General features: G+C 63.6%; 18 protein-coding genes and 1 pseudogene. 11 read left to right on the forward strand and 8 right to left on the reverse strand.

Translation table 11 applies throughout. The features are described from left to right. Positions 1 to 159: 159 nt before the first annotated feature. Positions 160 to 1275 (reverse strand): AI-2E family transporter, encoded by a 1116-nt coding sequence (locus VGH68_RS19430; RefSeq protein WP_331605309.1) that lies wholly within the window; start codon positions 1273 to 1275, stop codon positions 160 to 162. 270 nt (positions 1276 to 1545) lie between these two features. Between VGH68_RS19430 and VGH68_RS19435 the strand changes: the two genes are divergently transcribed. From VGH68_RS19435 to VGH68_RS19450, 4 genes are all read left to right on the forward strand, one after another. Continuing rightward, positions 1546 to 2760 (forward strand): DUF2863 family protein, encoded by a 1215-nt coding sequence (locus tag VGH68_RS19435; RefSeq protein ID WP_331605310.1) that lies wholly within the window; start codon positions 1546 to 1548, stop codon positions 2758 to 2760. Positions 2761 to 2973: 213 nt separating this feature from the next. Beyond that, positions 2974 to 3855 (forward strand): response regulator transcription factor, encoded by an 882-nt coding sequence (locus VGH68_RS19440; protein WP_331605311.1) that lies wholly within the window; start codon positions 2974 to 2976, stop codon positions 3853 to 3855. Between the two features lie 111 nt (positions 3856 to 3966). Further along, positions 3967 to 4641 (forward strand): energy-coupling factor ABC transporter permease, encoded by a 675-nt coding sequence (locus tag VGH68_RS19445; RefSeq protein WP_331605312.1) that lies wholly within the window; start codon positions 3967 to 3969, stop codon positions 4639 to 4641. Between the two features lie 176 nt (positions 4642 to 4817). Further along, a complete protein-coding gene (locus tag VGH68_RS19450; RefSeq protein WP_331605314.1) occupies positions 4818 to 5423 on the forward strand; it encodes a BspC domain-containing protein in 606 nt (201 codons plus the stop codon). 114 nt (positions 5424 to 5537) lie between these two features. On the opposite strand, the gene VGH68_RS19455 is transcribed toward VGH68_RS19450, so the two are convergent. Further along, positions 5538 to 6701 (reverse strand): M14 family metallopeptidase, encoded by a 1164-nt coding sequence (locus VGH68_RS19455; protein WP_331605315.1) that lies wholly within the window; start codon positions 6699 to 6701, stop codon positions 5538 to 5540. Positions 6702 to 6749: 48 nt separating this feature from the next. Then, a complete protein-coding gene (gene yaaA / locus VGH68_RS19460) occupies positions 6750 to 7532 on the reverse strand; it encodes a peroxide stress protein YaaA (protein ID WP_331605316.1) in 783 nt (260 codons plus the stop codon). A 61-nt stretch (positions 7533 to 7593) separates the two neighbouring features. Between yaaA and VGH68_RS19465 the strand changes: the two genes are divergently transcribed. Both VGH68_RS19465 and VGH68_RS19470 read left to right on the forward strand, forming a co-directional pair. Next, positions 7594 to 8091, forward strand: coding sequence for a putative toxin-antitoxin system toxin component, PIN family (locus VGH68_RS19465; RefSeq protein ID WP_331605317.1), 498 nt, complete (start codon positions 7594 to 7596; stop codon positions 8089 to 8091). 178 nt (positions 8092 to 8269) lie between these two features. Next, the gene (locus VGH68_RS19470; RefSeq protein ID WP_331605318.1) at positions 8270 to 9442 is read left to right on the forward strand and encodes a pyridoxal phosphate-dependent aminotransferase; all 1173 of its coding nucleotides are present in this window, start codon (positions 8270 to 8272) and stop codon (positions 9440 to 9442) included. 108 nt (positions 9443 to 9550) lie between these two features. Here VGH68_RS19470 and VGH68_RS19475 read toward each other — a convergent pair. Continuing rightward, positions 9551 to 9709 (reverse strand): annotated as a pseudogene (locus VGH68_RS19475) (glutathione S-transferase); the annotation flags it as partial. A gap of 77 nt (positions 9710 to 9786) precedes the next feature. Here VGH68_RS19475 and VGH68_RS19480 point away from each other — a divergent pair. The 5 genes from VGH68_RS19480 to VGH68_RS19500 all read left to right on the forward strand — a co-directional run bounded on the left by VGH68_RS19480 (position 9787) and on the right by VGH68_RS19500 (position 15414). Beyond that, the gene (locus VGH68_RS19480) at positions 9787 to 11343 is read left to right on the forward strand and encodes a 3-hydroxyacyl-CoA dehydrogenase (RefSeq protein WP_331605326.1); all 1557 of its coding nucleotides are present in this window, start codon (positions 9787 to 9789) and stop codon (positions 11341 to 11343) included. Next, positions 11340 to 12128 carry an oxepin-CoA hydrolase, alternative type gene (locus tag VGH68_RS19485; RefSeq protein ID WP_331605319.1) on the forward strand — a complete coding sequence of 263 codons (789 nt, stop codon included), beginning with the start codon at positions 11340 to 11342 and terminating at the stop codon, positions 12126 to 12128. Before VGH68_RS19480 ends, VGH68_RS19485 begins: the two co-directional genes overlap by 4 nt. A 21-nt stretch (positions 12129 to 12149) precedes the next feature. Continuing rightward, positions 12150 to 12866 (forward strand): histidine phosphatase family protein, encoded by a 717-nt coding sequence (locus VGH68_RS19490; RefSeq protein ID WP_331605320.1) that lies wholly within the window; start codon positions 12150 to 12152, stop codon positions 12864 to 12866. Positions 12867 to 12885: 19 nt separating this feature from the next. Next, the gene (locus VGH68_RS19495; RefSeq protein ID WP_331605321.1) at positions 12886 to 13992 is read left to right on the forward strand and encodes a phosphotransferase; all 1107 of its coding nucleotides are present in this window, start codon (positions 12886 to 12888) and stop codon (positions 13990 to 13992) included. Between the two features lie 144 nt (positions 13993 to 14136). Beyond that, positions 14137 to 15414, forward strand: coding sequence for an acyl-CoA dehydrogenase family protein (locus VGH68_RS19500; RefSeq protein ID WP_331605322.1), 1278 nt, complete (start codon positions 14137 to 14139; stop codon positions 15412 to 15414). A gap of 222 nt (positions 15415 to 15636) precedes the next feature. Here the strand turns inward: VGH68_RS19500 and VGH68_RS19505 are convergent, their stop codons facing one another. The 4 genes from VGH68_RS19505 to VGH68_RS19520 form a co-directional block, all read right to left on the reverse strand. Beyond that, positions 15637 to 16113 (reverse strand): MaoC family dehydratase, encoded by a 477-nt coding sequence (locus tag VGH68_RS19505; RefSeq protein WP_331605323.1) that lies wholly within the window; start codon positions 16111 to 16113, stop codon positions 15637 to 15639. Then, a complete protein-coding gene (locus tag VGH68_RS19510) occupies positions 16110 to 16565 on the reverse strand; it encodes a MaoC family dehydratase (RefSeq protein WP_331605324.1) in 456 nt (151 codons plus the stop codon). The genes VGH68_RS19505 and VGH68_RS19510 overlap by 4 nt, the downstream gene beginning before the upstream one ends. 58 nt (positions 16566 to 16623) lie before the next feature. Further along, positions 16624 to 17751 (reverse strand): acyl-CoA dehydrogenase, encoded by a 1128-nt coding sequence (locus tag VGH68_RS19515; RefSeq protein ID WP_331605325.1) that lies wholly within the window; start codon positions 17749 to 17751, stop codon positions 16624 to 16626. Between the two features lie 10 nt (positions 17752 to 17761). Beyond that, positions 17762 to 17877, reverse strand: a 116-nt coding sequence (locus VGH68_RS19520) for an acyl-CoA dehydrogenase family protein (RefSeq protein WP_331605327.1), incomplete at its 5' end; no start/stop codon positions are given.

Here is a 17877-nt window from a genome sequence, read left to right on the forward strand (position 1 = left end):
CGTCAACTGGTTTTTATCACCTGCCCAACCCGTTCACGTCGCTCAAGCCCTTGCCCTTAAAGGCTCTCCCGCTTCCCCGCGCCCCGGCGTCCGGAGCACGAAAGAGCGGAATTCTAGCCGCCCAAGTCGGGGCTTGCAAGCGAAATTCCAGGGTTTTCCTTAAGGAGTCTTCCCAATCCGACCAGACTCGTCCACGACCGGCGCTCTTGCTTCAGACGCCTGAGCCTGCGCGGCTGGAGCACCGATCGTCCAGTCGTGCAGTACCGTATAAGCAACCGCCAACAATGTCGGCCCGATGAAAACACCGAGAAAGCCAAAGGCCAACGCGCCGCCCAGAATGCCCAGCATCACCAGGATTAACGGCATATCGCTATTTTTGCCAATCAGAATAGGCTTGATGACGTTGTCAGCCATACCGACGACCAGTACGCCCCAGATGACGAGAAATATTGCCCAGCCGGTCGCGCCACCCTGGTACAGCCAGATCGCCGCCGGCAACCATGCAATGACTGGACCGCCCGGCACCACTGACAGAAAAAATGTCGCGAGCCCGAGCAACGCGGGCGCCGGCACGCCGGCAATCCAGTAGCCCAGCCCCGCCAGGACCCCCTGCACGAGCGCCGTACCGAGAATACCGTAGACCACGCCCTTAATCGTGCTGCCCGCCAGTGCCAGCAGATAATCGGCGCGCTCACCCGCAATACGCCGCATACCGGCATTCAGCCAGGCAGCAGCCCCCTCCCCCCCTGTATAAAAGAAGAATGCGAGCACGATACTCAGCGCCAGCAGCCCCAGCCCGTGCGTAACCGCGATCGCCGCGGCGAGTATCCACTTGCCGGCGGGCGCCGCGTACGTGTGCAGTTGCGCGATCAATTCCGAATTGCTGCTGGTCATACGTTGCCAGAACGCCTCGATGCTCGAGCCGACTAGCGGGATTCGCCCCACCCACCCCGGAAGATCGGGCAAACCGGATTCGAACAGCTTTTGCACCAGCGCAACGATGTCATGGACATGCGCGCCAAAAGCAAACCCCGCATAGACGAATGGTCCGAGCACGACGAGCAGAATGAGCATCACGATCAGCGCCGCAGCCAACTTGCGCCGGCCCCCCATTGCACCGGCCAGCCGCCGGTACAGCCCCCACGAGCTGTAACTCAGAATGGCGCCCCACAGCAGCGCGGTCGTAAACGGCGCCAGCACTAGCAACGAACCGCCGACGAGGACAATCAGCGCGAACACAGCGGCAAGACGTTCGATGAGTTGGTCCGATTTCACGATGGATCTCCTATTGCGCCAGGCCATGGCAATCAATTGACATACGCCTGTCAGGCGCCCGCTGGACGCCGTCAGTATAGAAGCGAGTCGACGTCCCGGTGTCTTATACCACTCGGCCAAGCCGATGCGAGCGGGACATGACTGCACGCGCAAAAGACCCGTTTCCGGGATAAAAAACGCCCTCATCTTTCCGACATTGCCAAGCACGCCGTATCGCGGCCCGGAAAGGACTAGAATATAAGGTTCCGTGCCCCCTTTTTTCCCGGATTTATGCGCTCGCGAATCGCCAAACGTCTCCCTCCCGACGCAGACAAGCTCGTCGGTCTCTCGCTCGCGCTTTTCGCGTCGGGCAGCCGCACTGAAGATCGCTTCTGGGAAGCGAAGCTCGATGCGCTGCTGGCCAAGATCGTGCGCAACGCCAACCAGACGACGCTGGACGCCGCGCTCGATCATCTGCAGCAAAACCATCCCGACGCCTACGGCGCGCTCGCCGATATGGCGGAGACTCATAGCGAGTCGTTCATCATCGAACACGAAGGCGTGTCTTACGAAGCGCTGCTGATCGCCGCGCCCGTGCTCGCCTGGACCCGCTACGTGATCCCATCCGGTCCGCTCAAGGCTGACGCGGCCGATGCGCTGCGCGCCCATCTCCAGGCGCACGTGCTCGCCGCGAACACGCGCGTCGCGATGGCGCCGTTCATGTATAGCATCGACCAGCTTCCGCGCCATCACGTCGAAACGTGGCGCATTGCCCAGCAACTCGCGCAGGCGGCGCTGAGCGGCGGCAACGCGAAGCTCAATTTCGGCGAGCTGCCGGAAACGTCGCCAATCCTGGCCGACCCGCGTTTCCTGCTGGCCGTGGTCGCGGCGCCCGTGGGCGAGGCGACCTTCCGTTGGCAGGAAGAAGAACACGGCAGCCGCATCGAGCGCGGCCAGTGCCTCGAACAATGGGCTACGCAGGGCGGCGCCAATCTGTCGCTCGTGCTGCCCGGCTGCGAATTCGAATGCCTGCTGCCGGATGCGTACTACTCGGCGTGCCGCGATGCCGACGAAAGTGTGCGCCCTCACACCGTGCGCACCGCCGTGCGTTATCTATTTGACACAATTGGTGCCGCGCCGCAGGAGCTGCGCGCGGTGGTCGCCGGCTTCGGTGAGAGGCGCATCGACGAATACCGTGTCGGCTTCACGCGCCGGGGCAGCAACGACGTAATCTATGGTGTCGTGTGGCCTCTCTATGGGCGCGAAAACGGCGAGCCCGGCATCGATGAGGAGCCGCAGGAAACTGCTGGCTCGGACGATCCTCTCGAGGAGATCGTCGCACTGCTCAAGGAAACGGGCATCACCGACGTGCGCCGCCACGCGGGCCGCTTCGAGCCCGAATATTGCGACGACTGCGGCGTGCCGTTGTACGCGGACCCGCTCGGCGAAATCGTCCATGCCGAAATGCCTGAAGACGCGGAGCCAGCACAACCGCATTTCCATTGAGCGACGACGCAAACGTCGGCAACCTACCGAAAATAGCCCCGCCTTGCGCGGGGCTTTTTGTTCACGTAGCCGCTCTTCCTACGCCTTTTGGCCAGCCGTCAAATCGAAAGGAATTTGTCATCATAGACACGGTGACGCATCGCCTGACGTGAGGAGCTTTCGAGGCCGCACAGGTGCGTCGCGCTATTTCGCCCGATCCATCTGGAGACATGCATGCGCTTCTCGATTCTCAATTCAAACGCGGAACGACGTGACGGACTCAAAGCCTTATTGCGGCAGATAGACCGGCTGGCGCGCTTTACCGAGGCGCAGGACTGGCGCCAACTCGAACGTCCATTCAAGCGTTATCTGCCAGATCTTCTCGTGATCGACTGGCAGGACTGGATGTCGGTCGCGGACGCTCGCCATTTACTCAGCAACTATCCCGACCTGCGAATCGCCGTGCTCACCGACGGGACCTCGCCCGCGCTCGTGCGCGCGCTGATGGATGAAGGCGTGCTGGGCGTCGTGCCGCGCGACACCGATCCCTGCCTGATCGTGCGTGCCTTCGAAATGGTGCTGCTTGGCGGCCACTACGTGCCGCCCGGCGCATTGGCGCTCGATCCGCCGTTGCCTGCTGACACCGCGATCCGCCCGTTCGACGAAAAGAGCCCGCCGCCACGTCGCAACAGACTCTCGAGCGGATTGTCGCCGCGCCAGCAGCAGATCATGCGCTGCGTTCACATGGGCAGCACCAACAAGATGATCGCGCGCACGCTCGGCATTAGCGAAGGCACGGTCAAGATCCATCTGACGAGCATATTTCAGCAACTAGGCGCACCCAATCGCGCCGCCGCGGTCGCGCTCTACAACGGCTGGCTGATGAACCATCTGCAGGTTCTGCACAACAACGGCGAGAATGCGCCGCAGGCGGTGTCGATGGGGCAGACCGGCACGGTTGCGCTGCGGCGCCCGAAGCATACGCATTTCCAGTATCCGTTGCCTGCGAGCGACACAAACACCGCACTGCCGATGGCCGCGGAGCCCGCCGCTTCCTACAGTGACACGCCCGCCGCGGCGCCTGCGCGAAAACCAGTGAGATCGGGCTCGGCGTGACGCAATGCACGTTGCGTGCAAGCATCGCGAGGTGCGCGCCCACGCAGCGTTGACGGCGGCTGGCATGGAATCCGCTCACACCTTTTGCCGTCCAACGAGTAATATGAACGCATGGGTTTCCTCTATACACCGCTTCCATTCTGGATCGCTGTCGGTGGCTGGATCGCCACCACGATAGTGATCGCGCTCGCGCTGTGGAAGAATCCTTTCAAAAGACTTCAGGACGGCACCCTCCAGCATGTCTGGCTGGCGATCATCGTCGCGCTGTCGGTGCTGTGGGCGACTAACGCTTGGCTCGACGACGGCACCGTCATGCATGTGCTCGGCGCGACGCTCGTGGTCACGCTATTCGACTGGGGACTCGCGCTTCTCGCGATGGCGGTGGTCACGGCTCTGGCCGCCGTCGTCTTCGACGCTCCGTGGCAAGGCATCGCGGTCACGTTCCTCGTGTACGGCGCACTGCCCGTGTGTATCTCGACGTTGCTTCAGCGCGTCTGCACCGCGTGGCTGCCGCGCAATCTCTTCATGTTCATTTTCGGCCAGGGCTTCGTCTCGCCCGCCATTGCGGTGTCGCTGACCGCCGCGGCCGCGCTCGGCATTCACGTCGCGCTCGCCGGCGGCTCGCCGACCGTCGTGCCGGCTGGCTACGCGTTCAGCGTGCTGCTGCTCGCCACCGGCGAGGCGTGGTTCACAGGCATGGCGACGGCGCTGATCGCGGTGTACCGCCCAGCCTGGGTCACCACTTATGACGTGCGGCGCTATCGACTGGGCGGCCCGCGGACCTGACTTGCGCTTTGGCCTCACGCTGCGCGCGTATCGGTGACGATTCCCCGGCGGCATGGCCGATGCGCGCGACGAGGCGCGCGCCTCAGGCAAGACAGAATATTTGCAGCAAGATTGAACTCAACCCTTTCGCGATGCATCTTATTTGCCTCACATCCCCTCGGCATCTGAAGAACTAGATGGATCGCACCAACATACCGCGTCGATTGCTGCGGGTAGTCGGCCGGTTGGCAGCCTGCGCGGCAAGTCTCTCGCTCATCTGCACGGCTCCCGCATTCGCCGATCAACTCGAGCAGCACAACGATCTCGTCAACAAATTCGTCAACGAAATGCACGCGGACCCGCTCGTCGCGGACTGCGCTGCGCACGGCAACTTCGTCGCAAGCACGTCGACCGCGTTCGACCACGTCGAATTTCCCCCCAGTTCATTCGATAGCGCGCATTCGTCCGTCACGCCTTGGAACGATTCGTTCGACGAAGGCAAGCAGCGCGTCAAGGTGGACAGCATCGTCACTGTCGAAGGCATCGGCGTACGTCAGAACGGCTCGGACGACCCGGCCGACCTGAAATTCCGCTGCGGCTACGTGGGCCCACAGATGCTCGCGTTCAGCTGGAACGATCCGGTGCCGCCGAATCGGGCGCACAGCGGGTCGTCGGGCAAGCATAAGGGCAAGGGCAAGCACGCGGCGGGCGGCAATACGACGAAGAAGTCCTCGAAGGGAAGCTCGGGTAAATCGTCGCGCGCGACATCGAGTAAGTCGGCAACGAAGAAGAAGGCCAGCTAACACTCAGGCGCGAATTGTTCCGGTCCGCGCGGTCGGCCAACCGTCGCCCCAATAAAAAAGAGGCACGCAGATTGTGCCATGCGTGCCTCTTTTTACGTGTACGTCCCGCTTTGGTTAGAACGTCTCCACGTGCCGCAGGATCGCCTGCAGCATTGCCGCACCAAGCGACGCGCTGCGCTCGCCGTTCCAGCCCGCCCGCTCGTCGGGAAGATCGGCGTTGTCTTTGAACGGCATTTCCAGCGTCAACGACAGGCAACCGAATTCGTTGCCAATGTACTTCGACGCTAGCTTCAGCGCATCCTCGCGATACTTGCTCGCGGCATAGCCATACTTGTCCTGAAAATCAGGGCTCGCCTGCTTGAACGCTTCGACGAAAGCGTTTTGCTCGCGGCCCTGCTGCTCGGTGAAACCCGGCAACATTTCGGAGCCCGCGACGAACACGTACGGCAGCGCCTCGTCGCCGTGAATATCGAAAAACAGGTCGCAGCCCGTTGCGTGAATCGCATCGCGCACCGCCAGCACCTCCGGACTGCGCGCGGCGTTCGGCTCCATCCATTCCCGATTCAGATTCGCGCCGGCCGCATTGGTACGCAGATTGCCGTGCACGCTGCCGTCCGGGTTCATGTTCGGCACGACGTAAAACACCGCGTGGTCGTAGAGCTTGCGCGCGACCGGATCGCCAGCCCAATCGCCCCAGCCCACGAGGCGTTTGACCAGCCCTTCGATAAACCATTCGGCCATCGTCTCGCCCGGATGCTGGCGCGCGATCAGCCACACTTTCTTTTTCGGCATGGCGTTCGCCGCATCGTGCGCGAGCGGCGTGGCAAGCGTGAGCAGTGAAACCGGCCTTCCTTCGACCGTTTTGCCGAGTTCGGTCAGCGACGCGTGGGGCATCTGCTGCACGGCGCCGAGAAACTCCGCATGACGCTCCTCGCTATACGGCTCGAAATACGCGTAGTAGATGCTGTCGAACTCCGGCGTGTGATCGATCGTCAGCACGTTGCCGCCGTACGAGGTCGGCACGCGAAACCAGTTCACCCGGTCGTAGCTCGCGACCGCGCGATAATCGCGCCAGCCCTCGGGGAACGCACAGGCGGCGGCATTTTCGAAGGTCATCGCGCAACGCTCGCCGGCCGCGCCGGACAGCCGGAAATAGAACCACTGCGCGAATTCGGCGTGGCTATCGGGCCGCACGCGCAGGCGGATATTGCCCGCGTCCTCGCAGGACAGCACGTCGATCGCGCCGGCGTCGAAATTGCTCGTAATCGATAACGTCATGAGATCCTTCCCTGCAGGGTTCGCCGCCGGTTAAGCGCGGCGGCACGTTCACTCGGCGATGCGGCGACGAAAAACGTAAGTGGAATCGTTCGACGCTTGCGCGCTGAACGCGTAGCCCTCGGAGTCGAAGTCCCTTAGCTGTTCAGCGCGATCGAGCCGGTTTTCCACCGCGAAGCGCGCCATCAGGCCACGCGCGCGTTTTGCATGAAAGCTGATGATCTTGTAGCGGCCGCCCTTCCAGTCCTCGAACACCGGTGTGACGACGGGTGCGTCGAGCAGCTTCGGCTTGACCGATTTGAAGTATTCGCCCGACGCGCAATTCACCAGCACGCGCGAGGCCGCGGCATTCTTTTTCAATTGCGCGTTCAGCGCCTGCGTGATCCGCTCGCCCCAGAACGCGTACAGGTCCTTGCCGCGCGGATTGGCAAAGCGCGTACCCATTTCGAGACGGTATGGCTGCAACAGATCGAGTGGCCGCAGCAGACCGTACAGTCCGGACAACACGCGCACATGATTCTGCGCATAGTCGAGATCGGCCGAAGACAGCGTCTTCGCGTTGAAACCTTCATACACGTCGCCGTTGAATGCAAGCACCGCCTGCTTGGCGTTGTGCGTGCCGAACTGCGGCGACCAGTCGGCGTAACGCTGAAAATTGAGGTGCGCGAGCTGATCGGAGATGCCCATCAACGAGCCGATCTGCTGCGGCGACAAACGACGCAGACCGCCGATAAGTTCGGCGGCGTCATCAACGAAATCGGGGATCGTGTGCTTTTTAACGTGTGGCGGGGTGTCGTAGTCGAGCGATTTCGCCGGCGACAGAACGATTATCATAGAGGCTTGCATGCAGGCACGCCGTGCCTGGCGGTCAAAGACGAAACTCCGATTGTAACGAATGCCCGGTTCCCACGCCTCAAGCGACGCGCTGCGCGTCGTGCTCGATTCCAATGTGTGGATCGACATTCTCGTATTCGACGACCCGCACACGCGGCCGATCGCCGCCGCGCTCGAAAGTGGCGCGCTGGCCGCGTTGATCGACACGCGCTGCCTCGCCGAACTCGCCTACGTGCTCGACTATCCGCAATTCGCGCACCGGCACGTCGATAAGGTTGCCGCGCTCGCGATCGTCGCGCGGCTCGCGCAGTTGGTCGCCCCTGGTGAGTCCACCGGGGATGAGCGGCCCTTGCCGCAATGCAAGGATCGCGACGACCAGAAGTTTCTCGAACTGGCCCGTACGGCGCAAGCCGACTGGCTGGTGTCTAAAGACCGCGCGGTCCTGAAGCTCGCCAAACGGACGGCACGCGATTTCGGTTTCCAGATCGCGCCGCCAGGACCGTTCGTCGTGGCCGCAGGCATTGCGCACAACGGCGCAAGCAAGTCCCTCACCATGTGAATCAGGCAAAACCGGTGTCTCGCTCCATGCGCAGGTCACTGCGGCTCCTCTCGCCTTGGCCGAACGGCTAACGCGAAAACCTGCGGCGCGCACACCGCGGTCCGATTCCCTACAATCAGACTTCGCCCTTCGCAACGATTTCCCGAGAACCTAGCCAACCATCGCCAACCTCGACGCCATGAATGCACCGCACGATACGCCCGCGAGCCCCACGTTCCCGTCCCGTTTGCCGAGTGTCGGCACGACGATTTTCACCGTGATGAGCGCGCTCGCCGCAGAAAAGGGCGCGGTGAACCTCGGTCAGGGCTTTCCCGACTTCGCCTGCGATCCGCGCATCGTCGACGCGGTCGCGAACGCGATGCGCGACGGCCACAATCAATACCCGCCGATGGCTGGCGCGATGCCGCTGCGTCAGGCGATCTCGGAGAAGATCGCCAATCTGTATGGCCGCCGCTACGACGCGACGAACGAAATCACCGTGACCGCGGGTGCCACGCAGGCGCTGCTGACCGCAATTCTTTGCAGCGTGCATCCGGGCGACGAAGTGATCGTGGTCGAACCGACCTACGACAGCTACCTGCCGTCGATCGAACTGGCGGGCGGCAAGCCGGTGTTCGTCACGCTCGAAGCGCCCGACTACGCGATCCCGTTCGACCGGCTCGCCGCGGCAGTCACGCCGAGAACGCGGCTGATCATGATCAACACGCCGCACAATCCGACCGGCACGGTCTGGCGCGAACAGGACATGCGCAAGCTCGAGGAGATCGTGCGCGGCACCAACGTGCTGATCCTCTCCGACGAGGTGTACGAGCACATGGTCTACGACGGCGCGCCGCATCAAAGCGTCGCGCGTTATCCGGAACTCGCGCAGCGCAGCTTCGTCGTGTCGAGCTTCGGCAAGACCTATCATGTGACGGGCTGGAAAGTCGGCTATGTCGCCGCGCCGGCTGCGCTGACCGCCGAATTCCGCAAGGTGCACCAGTTCAACGTGTTCACTGTGAATACGCCCATGCAGATCGGCCTCGCGGACTACATGAAGGACCCGGCGCCCTATCTCAATCTGTCGGCGTTCTATCAGAAGAAGCGCGACTTCTTTCGTGACGGACTCGCGAATTCGCGTTTCAGGCTGCTGCCCTGCACGGGCACGTATTTTCAATGCGTCGAGTACTCGGCGATCAGCGACCTGCCCGAAGCCGAATTCGCACAGTGGCTGACCGGTGAGATTGGTGTCGCGGCCATTCCAGTCTCGGCGTTCTATCACGAGCCGCACGAATCAGGCGTGGTGCGCTTCTGTTTCGCGAAGCAGGAAAGCACGCTCGCGACCGCGCTCGAGCGGCTCGCGCGGCTCTAGGATGTCCGCGCGATGTCACGAACGAATCCACGTTCCCTGTCATCGCGCACCTCGGCATCGGCGCGCGCCGACCACCCATGCCCGCCTGGTCGTACGCGCGTCGCTTCGTCACGACGGCCGCGCGGACGCCGCGACATAGGCGTTGCGATCGTCGCTCACGCGCTGCGGCGCCGGCCGCGCGCCGACCGTCTTCAAGTAGCTGTTCCAGTCGATGCCCGCATCGAGCAGAAAATCGCGACCGTGAATGGCTTGCGTCGCCATGCCTACGCAGCGGCTTACGATCGAATCGTCCAGTAAATTAAACGATCGTGCTATTGTAAAAACCCATGGAGTCGAGCATGACAATGAACTCTCGCAATTTCAGCATCGATACCATCGGCATTGTCGGCACCGGCGCAATGGGCCGCGGCATCGCGCAGATCGCTGCGCTCGCGGGTCTGAAGGTCCGTCTGTACGATACCAATGCGGCCGCCGTCGGCGCCGCGCGCGATTATCTCGCGGAAACGTTCGCCAGATTGACGGCCAAAGGCAAGCTCGAACATGCGCGCTCGCTCGCCGCGCTTGCGAACGTGAGCGGCGCGCCCAACATCGGCGAGCTGGTCGGCTGCGATCTGGTCATCGAAGCGATCGTCGAAAAGCTCGACGTGAAACAGGCGCTCTTTCGCGAGCTGGAAACCATCGTGAGCGGTCGCTGCATCCTCGCGTCCAATACCTCTTCGCTGTCGATCACCGCGATCGCCGCCGGCTGCACCGATCCGACGCGCGTGGTCGGCTACCACTTTTTCAATCCGGTACCGTTGATGAAGGTCGTCGAAGTGATCGACGGTCTGCGCAGTGATCCCGCGGCTGGCGACGCACTGATGGATCTTGCGCGCCGCATGGGCCACACGCCGGTGCGCGCGAAGGACATGCCCGGCTTCATCGTCAATCACGCGGGCCGCGGTATGAATACCGAAGGGCTGCGCGTCGCCAGCGAAGGCGTTGCGAGCTTTGCCGATATCGACCGGATCATGCGCGAGCAAGCCGGTTTTCGCCTCGGTCCCTTCGAGCTGCTGGACCTGACCGCGCTGGACGTGTCGCATCCGGTGATGGAGTCGATCTATCACCAGTTCTATGAGGAACCGCGTTACACGCCGTCGCCGATCACCGGCACGCGGCTGCAAGGCGGTCTGCTCGGCCGTAAAACCGGCGAAGGTTTTTATCGCTATGTCGATGGCAAGCAGCAAATCCCCGCCGAAGCGCCCGCGCCGAGCACGTTGCCGTCAAGCGTGTGGGTCAGCAAGCGCTATCAGCAGGCCTATGAAGCCGTCGTGCAACTCGTCGGCAAAGCGGGCGTGAAGCTCGACGAAGGCAGGACGCCCGCCACAAATTCGTTGCTCGTCGTCACGCCGTTCGGTCACGACGCGACCACCGCCGCGGTCGACGAAGCACTCGACGCGAGCCGTGTCGTTGCCGTCGATGCGCTGTTCCCGCTCGTCGGCGCGCAACGCCGCACGCTGATGACCACACCGGCCACGACCCGCGCCGCACGCGATAGCGCGCACGCGCTGTTGGCCGCCGACGGCGTGCCTGTCACGGTGATCCGCGATTCGACCGGCTTCGTCGCGCAACGCGTGGTCGCGACGATCGTCAATATCGGCTGCGAGATCGCGCAAAAGCGCATCGCGACGCCGGACGATATCGACCTCGCCGTCACGCTCGGCCTCGGCTATCCGCGCGGACCACTCGCGCTCGGCGATGCGCTCGGCGCCGGCACGATTCTGACGATCTTGCGCAACATGTTCAGCGTGCTGGGCGAGCCGCGCTACCGTCCATCGCCGTGGCTCGCGCGGCGCGCGCAACTCGGCCTTTCGCTGACCCAGCGCGATGCAATGGATGTTCAACCGGAGACCCAACCATGAGCGCGCAACTGCTCGCTTCGCGTCCCACCAGCAGCGAATCCACGCTGGTTCTCACGCTGTCGAACCCGGGCGCTCGCAATGCACTACATCCGGACATCTACGCGGCCGGTATCGAGGCCTTCGACACCGTCGAGCGCGACCCGTCGATTCGCGCCGTCGTGATCACCGGCGCTGACAACTTCTTCTGTGCGGGCGGCAATCTGAACCGCCTGCTCGAGAATCGCGCGAAAGATCCATCCGTGCAGGCGGCAAGCATCGATCTGCTTGGCGAATGGATTTCAGCACTGCGGCTGTCGTCGAAACCGGTGATCGCCGCGGTCGAAGGCGCGGCGGCTGGCGCGGGCTTTTCGCTTGCGCTCGCGTGCGATCTGATCGTCGCCGCGGACAACGCCAAATTCGCGATGTCGTACGCGCGCGTTGGCTTGACGCCCGACGGCGGCGGCTCGTGGTTCCTGGCTCAGGTGCTGCCGCGCCAGTTGACTACCGAAGTGCTGATCGAAGGCAAGCCGCTCAGCGCGACGCGTCTGCATGAGCTCGGCGTGGTGAACCGGCTCACCACGCCCGGCAGCGCGCTCGACAGCGCGCTCGCGTGGGCCGACGAGCTTGGCGCGATTTCGCCGAATTCGGTTGCGCGCATCAAGGGGCTCATCGCCGCGGCCGGCACGCAGCCGCTCGCCGAGCATCTGGTCGCGGAGCGCGACAACTTCGTCGCGTCGCTGCACCACCGCGAGGGTCTCGAAGGCATTACCGCGTTCCTCGAAAAGCGCACGCCGGTCTACAAATAAGCGAACAGCGAGTTGCCCGACATGCCCGACTACCAACTGCCGAAACGCCGCCGCATCTTCTTGATGCGCCATGGCGACGTCACCTACTTCGACGACTCTGGCCGCACGATCGATCCTGAGACCGTGCCGCTGAACGCGAACGGCCGCGACCAGGCAAGCGCCGCCGGGCGCGTGTTCGCCGAGCAGCAGGTGCGCTTCGATCGCGTGATCGTCAGCGGCTTGCCGCGCACCATTGAAACCGCACGGCGGGTGCTCGCCGGAACCGGCCAGCACATCGAAGTGGAGATTGAGCCTGCATGGCAGGAGATTCGCGGCGGCAGGCTCGGCAGTATTCCCGCTACCGATATCGAGGCCGCTTTTCTCGGCGTATTCGACGGCATCGTGCCGGAAAGCACGCGCTTTCTCGACGGCGAAACGATCGGTGAACTGTTCGATCGTGTGCTGCCGGCGATCGCGGCGCTGCGCGCGGACACGTCGTGGGACACCGCACTGCTGGTGCTGCACGGTGGCGTGAATCGCGCGATTCTGTCGCACGCGCTGACTGCCGGCGGCCGCACGTTCTTCGGCCATCTGGCGCAGGCGAGCGGCTGCATCAACGCGCTCGACGTCGGCGCCGCGCCGCGCGACTGGGTGTTGCGCATGCTCAACCATTCACCGCCGTCGCCGCTGCATCGCGACGTCCGCAATACCACGATGGAAATGCTCTACGCACAATTCATTCAATACCAGCGTAGCTGAAACCGAACGGAGGAGACACATGGTGCAGGCCACACAGACCGGCGACCCCGTACGCGGACAGGACTATTCGGCGTTCGAGGGCACCCGCCCGGTCGCCGACCGGCAACGCTTCGACGCCGACGCGCTCGCCGCGTGGCTGAGCGGGCACGTCGACGGCTTCACGGGGCCGCTCACGCTCGAGCAGTTCGCGGGCGGCCAGTCCAATCCGACCTTCAAGCTGATCACGCCATCGCGCGCGTACGTGATGCGCGCGAAGCCCGGCCCCGCCGCGAAGCTGTTGCCGTCCGCGCATGCGATCGAGCGCGAATACCGCGTGATGCGCGGGCTTGCCGGCACCGCCGTGCCGGTCGCTGAAATGCTCGCGCTGTGCGAAGACGAAAGCGTGATCGGCCGTGCGTTCTACGTGATGGAGTTCGTCGACGGCCGGGTGCTGTGGGACCAGTCGCTGCCCGGCATGACGCCCGCCGAACGCGCGGCGATCTACGATGAGATGAACCGCGTGATCGCGGCCCTGCACAGCGTCGACGTGCAGGCAAGCGATCTCGCCGGCTACGGCAAGCCGGGCAATTACTTCGCTCGCCAGATCGGCCGCTGGAGCAAGCAGTACCTGGCGTCCGAGACCGAAACGATCGACGCGATGCACCGGCTGATCGAATGGCTCCCGCAGCATATGCCGCCGGAAACCAACGAGCGCGTAGCGGTCGTGCATGGCGACTACCGGCTCGACAATCTGATCTTCGCGCGCGACGAGCCGCGCGTGCTCGCGGTGCTCGACTGGGAACTGTCCACGCTCGGCGATCCGCTCGCCGACTTCGCGTATCACTGTATGGCGTGGCACGTCGATCCGGCGCAGTTCCGCGGTATCGCAGGGCTCGACTGGGCCGCGCTCGGCATCCCCGATGAAGCGCAGTACGTTGAACGCTATTGCGAACGCACCGGCGTCGAAATTCTTGGCGACTGGAATTTCTATCTGGCATACAACATGTTCCGGATCGCCGCGATCCTGCAAGGAATCACGAAACGCGTCGTCGATGGCACCGCGTCGAGCACGCAGGCACTCGATGCCGGCCGGCGCGCGAAACCGATGGCCGAACTCGCGTGGCGCTACGCACAAAAGGTCCGCTAGACGCATCGTGTTGCCGCAGTCGCGCGCGGCGGCATTACGGGTGACCTATGCCAGTCGCTGCATGCCGGCCCGGGCGCTCTCACGCATGAACGTGTGCACGCTCCGCCCCAAACATTCCGCAGTTCGTTATCCGCGAGGTCCCAGATGAATTTCGATTACACCCCGAAGGTCCAGGCATTGCGCGAAAAACTGCTCGCCTTCTTTGACGAGCACATCTATTCAAACGAGCAGACTTTCTATAGTGAAATTGCGCGCAATCGGCACAACGGCAACGCGTGGGTGCCGACCGAACTGGTCGAGCAACTGAAGCAGAAGGCGCGCGATGCCGGCCTGTGGAATCTGTTTCTGCCGCAATCGGAGCGCGGCGCCGGGCTGACGAATCTGGAATACGCGCCACTGTGCGAGATCATGGGCCGCGTGCCCTGGGCACCGGAAGTATTCAACTGCAACGCGCCCGACACCGGCAACATGGAAACGATCGAGCGCTACGGCAGCGAAGACAACAAGCGTGAATGGCTCGAACCGCTGCTGCAAGGCCAGATTCGTTCCGCGTTCCTGATGACGGAGCCCGAGGTCGCCTCATCGGATGCGACCAACATCCAGACCAGCATCGTGCGCGACGGCGACTACTACGTGATCAACGGGCATAAGTGGTGGTCCTCGGGCGCGGGCGATCCGCGCTGCAAGGTCTATATCGTGATGGGCAAGACCGATCCCGAAGCGCCGCGTCATCAGCAGCAATCGATGATTCTCGTTCCCGCCGACGCCACCGGCATCACCGTGCACCGCCCGCTCACCGTGTTCGGCTACGACGACGCGCCGCACGGTCATATGGAGATCACGTTGAACAACGTGCGCGTGCCCGCCACCAACATGCTGCTCGGCGAAGGTCGCGGCTTCGAGATCGCGCAAGGCCGCCTCGGACCGGGCCGCATCCATCACTGCATGCGGCTCATCGGTCTGGCCGAGCGCGCACTCGAACTGATGGCGAAGCGCTCGCTGCAACGCGTCGCGTTCGGCAAGCCGGTTGCGTCGCAAGGCGTCACCCAGGAGCGCATCGCCGACGCGCGCTGCATGATCGAACAGGCACGCCTGCTCACGCTGAAGACCGCGTACATGATGGACACCGTCGGCAACAAGGGCGCGCGCGGCGAGATCGCGATGATCAAGGTGGTGGCGCCGAACATGGCGTGTCAGGTGATCGACTGGGCGATTCAGGCGCACGGCGGTGGCGGCGTCAGCGACGACTTCCCGCTCGCCTATGCGTATGCATCGGCGCGCACGCTGCGTTTCGCCGACGGCCCAGACGAAGTGCATCGGAACGCGATCGCCAAGCTCGAGCTTGCGCGCCATATCGATGCGAGCGCGGCCAGCGCGGCGCCTGGCGCCCAGGCTAGCACCAGCGGGCGATCCATGCCCTAAGTTTCGACGATGGGGGCCCCCTTTGCAGCGCCGCTTGTTCAACCAAGGGGGGCAGGGTGATTGACGTCTATGGCTAGGCAACCCCGAACGGCCACAAGTCCACATCATGCTGGAGGAAACCGGTACTAGCCCCTCCGTTTTCTCGCTGCACTAGTCGGCGCAAAAAAGGGCGAGTGGCAGACATGCCGGCTCGCGCTTTTTCGGGGCCGACGATGCCGAGCCTTAGAAATAATGCCGTGTGATGAACTCCGCGACGCACACTGGCCGCTCGCTGCTTTCCCGCTCCACGGTCACGTTCCAGACGACCTCCACACCGTCGTTATTTACATCGGTCACGGACTCCACCGCGAATCTCGCGCGCAGCGACGAACCGACCAGCACCGGCGACACAAAGCGGACCCGATTCAAACCGTAGTTGACGCCCATGCGCTGCTGGAACGTGATCGTCTTGCCGAGCAAACCCGGAATCAACGACAAAGTCAGAAAACCATGCGCGACCGGGCCGCCGAATGGCGACTCGCGCTGGGCCCGCTCGGGATCGACGTGAATCCATTGATGATCGCCAGTCGCGTCGGCAAAGCGGTCGACCGTGTGCTGGTCAACCGTCAGCCATTTGCTGACAAGTGCGCCCGCACCGATCAGCGCCCGCAATGCTGCCGCATCGCCAACGCTCGCAAGCTGCGCCGCGCTCGTCATCATGCAATTCCCGCATTGCGCAGACCGAAGATGCCCTTCGAGCGTACGGTAATCACCGTCTCGCCGTGTTGATTGATGCCCTCCCAGCGTGTCGACACGATGCCGCGATCAGGCTTGCTCTCCGACACGCGTTTGTCGACGATGACATTCATCATCGTGATCGTGTCGCCGACTCGCACCGGTTTCAGCCAGCGGATGTCGTCAATACCGGGCGAACCCATCGACGTCGACCCCGCCAGCAGATTGCGCACGAGCATACCCATCATCACCGAGCACGTATGCCAGCCGCTCGCCACCAGCCCGCGAAACGGCGATTCGGCGGCCGCAGCCTCGTCGAGATGAAACGGCTGTGGATCGAACTTCTGCGCGAACTCGACGATCTCCTCGCGCGTGAACGTGTGTTTGCCGACTTCCCGGCTCGTGCCGACTTCCATGTCCTCGAAACTGATTCCCATCCTCCACCTCCTTATCCGGTTCAACGGCCAGAGCCCACGGCCAGATGCAACGGCCCGATCAGGCTTCGACCAGCGCAAACCCTGGCAGCGCGGCAAAACGCGCGAGGTGATGATCGACATCGCCCAGCGTGGTCTCGATGATTGCGAGGCGCTTGAACAGATGCGCGGCTGCGACCTCGTTCGTGACGCCCATGCCGCCATGTAGTTGCACCGCCTGCTGACCGACGAAGCGCGCGGCCTGGCCGACACGCACCTTGGCCGCGGAGATCGCATGGCGGCGCTCGTCGACGCTGTCGTCCAGGTAGCGCATCGCGGCCAGATACGTGATGGAACGCGCCTGCTCCGCGTGGATCAGCATCTCGACCATCCGATGCTGCAGCGCCTGGAAGCGAGCAATCGGCTGACCGAACTGCTCGCGCGTTTTTGTGTAGTCGACGGTGGCGAGGTTCAGCGCGTCAAGTGCGCCGATCGCCTCCGCGCACAGCAACAGCGTGCCGTAGTCGGCGATCTGCTCGAACGCCGCGGCGCCCGCATGTTTGCCGCCAAGCCGGCGCGCGGGCGTGCCGTTGAATTCGAGCGTCGCGGCGCGCTGACCGTCGATCGTGCGGTATTCGGTCAGCTTGACGCCCGCCGTGCCGCGCGCAACGACGAACAGCGCGATCTCGCCATTCAGGCGCGCCGGGACGATCCAGTGATCCGCCTGCGCACCGTGCATCACGACCGACTTAGTGCCGTTTAGCGTGTGCTGGCCGTGCTGTGCGCTCGCGGTGGTCGCAGTCTCGAACAGGTCGTAGCGCGCGTGCGGTTCGTGAAAGGCCACGGCCAGTTTGCACCCGCCCTGCGCCGTTCGTTCGAGCAGCGCGGCGTCTTCGCCGTCGCCAGTGCCGGCGACGCGCAGCGCCTCGACGCCGACCGCGGTCGCCCAATACGGCTCGACGACCAGCGCGCGGCCGAGTTCCTGCATCACCACCAGCATATCGATCGGGCCGCCGTTGAAGCCGCCTTGCGCTTCGGGCACCGGCAAGGCGGTCAGGCCAAGCTCGGTGAACGCGGCCCAGTGCGCATCCGATACACCGGCTGCGGAGCGCACGATCTGCTGGCGCGCCTCGAAGCCGTAGCTCCTGTCGAGGTAGCGGCGCAACGCGTCGGCCAATTGCTGTTGTTCGTCGTTGAAAGTGAAGTCCATGCGCCGCTCCTCAAAGTCCGAGAATCATCTGCGCGATGATGTTCTTCTGAATTTCGTTCGAGCCGCCGTAAATCGACGTCTTGCGGAAGTTGAAGTAGTACGCGGCCAGCGGCGCGGCATCGTCGT

Source organism: Paraburkholderia sp. (assembly GCF_036488505.1).
In the GTDB taxonomy this organism is placed as follows: Bacteria; Pseudomonadota; Gammaproteobacteria; order Burkholderiales; family Burkholderiaceae; genus Paraburkholderia.